We start from the raw sequence: 2,126 nt of genomic DNA, 5'->3' as shown, positions 1-2,126 counted from the left end.
GTCGAATGCTGCAAGCCCGGCGACACCCGCCGCGCCGACCGCGCCGACCGCTGCCGACTCGCCGCCGGCGCAGACTGTGCCGAGTGCCGCAGGCCCGCCTCCGCCAGCGCCAACCGCCACACCCGCACCGCCCGGCCCGACCGCCGAGCCGCTAAGCCCGACACCGGGTCCGCACGCCGGATCTGCGGAGGTCTCACCGGCGAGCAAGCTGGGCCCTGAACCAGCCGGAGCGCCGGCCGGGGGGCGTGTCGACACTACCGCCGCACACACCGAGCACGGCGTGCACGACACCACCGCCGAGCGAGCCGCGCCAGCACAGGCCGTCGGGCTCGACCGTGCGGCGCAAGCGGGAAGATCCGAGGTTGAAAGTCACGCAGCGGATCGTGAAGGCAGCGCAACGGCCGATCGAACACAGCAGCGGACGCCCGAGCCGGTCACCAAAGGCCAAGCCCCCAGCACCCGGCCCGACGCCGCGGCAGGCAACAAAGCCCGCCACGACGGTAACCTTCCGAATCCCGGTGAGCCAGAGTCACACCAAGGTGGGCGCGCCGGCCGTGACGACCACGACACCTCCCACCCAGGCACGGCCCGCGGCGAGCCAGGCGACTATCGCGGTAGGGCAGGCCATCACGATGAGCCAGACAACGGCCGTGGCGAGCGCGGTGAACCGGTGCCGGGAGACGATAGCCATGCTGGCGATCCCGCAGACCGAGCCGCCGGCGGGGACAAGAGCGAAGGGGTTTCGCCGCAGCGCCGCGACGAAGCAGGGCAGCAGCACCAACCGGAAGAGTCCGCGACGCAGCCCGCCAAGTCCGATGACCCACACACTGACAGCGACAACAACCACCCAATAACGCCTCGGTTACGAAATGCCGCCCTCCTCATGGGCGGAATCGGACAAGCATTCCATTCCGACCCGCTCGAGGCGGCCCTCGTCTTGGTGGCACATCATCCTTGGCTATTCGACAGGCTCCTCGACGGAATGGCCGCTCAGCCTTGGCTATTCGACATTTTCCTCGACCAGATGGCCAACCGTCCGGATCTGTTCAACCTGCTGCTGGGCGAGATGGCCGCTCATCCGCAGCTGTATGACGACTTCTTGAACACGGTGTCGGCTCATCCGGAGATGTTCAACATGTTGCTGGGCGCGATGGCCGCTCATCCGCAGCTGTATGACGACTTCTTGAACACGGTGGGCAACAACCCGGTGATGTTCAAGGAACTGCTGGGCGCGATGGCCGCTCATCCGCAGCTCTACACCGACTTCCTGACCACCGTGGGTGCTCATCCGGTGATGTTCAAGGAACTGCTGGGCGCGATGGCCGCTCATCGGCAGCTCTACACCGACTTCCTCGACACCGTGGGTGCTCATCCGGTGATGTTCAAGGAACTGCTGGGCGCGATGGCCGCTCATCGGCAGCTCTACACCGACTTCCTCGACACCGTGGGCAAGCATCCCGACATGTTCAAGTCACTGCTGGGCACGATGGCCGAGAAGCAAGGCGGGCAGCACCAGCTCTACACCGACTTCCTCGACACCATGGACAAAAACCCAGACATGTTCAAGTCACTGCTGGACACCATGGCCCATAAGCAAGGCGGGCAGCACCAGCTCTACACCGACTTCCTCGACACCATGGACAAAAACCCAGACATGTTCAAGTCACTGCTGGACACCATGGCCCATAAACAAGACGGCCAGCACCAGCTCTACACCGACTTCCTCGACACCATGGACAAAAACCCAGACATGTTCAAGTCACTGCTGGACACCATGGCCCATAAACAAGACGGCCAGCACCAGCTCTACAACAGCTTCCTCGACACCATGGGCCAGCATCCGGACATGTTCCACTCACTGCTGGACACCATGGCCCAAAATCCCGTGCTCTACAACGACTTCCTTGCCACGATGTCCGCCCACACAGAGATGTTTACGACCCTGCTGGACACCATGGCCGATAACCGGCCGCTCTACGACACCTTCCTGCACGGGCTGGCCGCTCATCCGACATTGCTGACGGGGCTGCTGGACACCATGGCCGATAACCGGCCGCTCTACGACACCTTCCTGCACGGGCTGGCCGCTCATCCGACATTGCTGACGGGGCTGCTGGACACCATGG

General features: G+C 64.2%; 4 protein-coding genes. 1 reads left to right on the top strand and 3 read right to left on the bottom strand.

Going from position 1 to position 2,126, the window contains the following annotated elements; translation table 11 throughout:
- From ACQI5H_RS24515 to ACQI5H_RS24505, 3 genes are all read right to left on the bottom strand, one after another.
- Positions 1-197: hypothetical protein (locus tag ACQI5H_RS24515; RefSeq protein WP_427081882.1), on the bottom strand; the 197-nt coding region annotated here is incomplete at its 3' end.
- Complete coding sequence (locus tag ACQI5H_RS24510; RefSeq protein ID WP_427081881.1) at positions 194-373, bottom strand: hypothetical protein; 180 nt, start codon at positions 371-373, stop codon at positions 194-196. The genes ACQI5H_RS24515 and ACQI5H_RS24510, both read right to left, overlap by 4 nt.
- 156 nt (positions 374-529) lie before the next feature.
- The gene (locus ACQI5H_RS24505) at positions 530-847 is read right to left on the bottom strand and encodes a hypothetical protein (RefSeq protein ID WP_427081880.1); all 318 of its coding nucleotides are present in this window, start codon (positions 845-847) and stop codon (positions 530-532) included.
- A 36-nt stretch (positions 848-883) separates the two neighbouring features.
- Between ACQI5H_RS24505 and ACQI5H_RS24500 the strand changes: the two genes are divergently transcribed.
- A partial coding sequence (locus tag ACQI5H_RS24500) for a hypothetical protein (protein WP_427081879.1) occupies positions 884-2,126 on the top strand: 1,243 nt, incomplete at its 3' end.

The organism is Mycobacterium heidelbergense (assembly GCF_050205645.1).
Lineage (GTDB): Bacteria > Actinomycetota > Actinomycetes > Mycobacteriales > Mycobacteriaceae > Mycobacterium > Mycobacterium heidelbergense_A.
The sequence above is the reverse complement of the archived record's forward strand: the minus strand, read 5'-3'. Positions and strand labels throughout refer to the sequence as shown.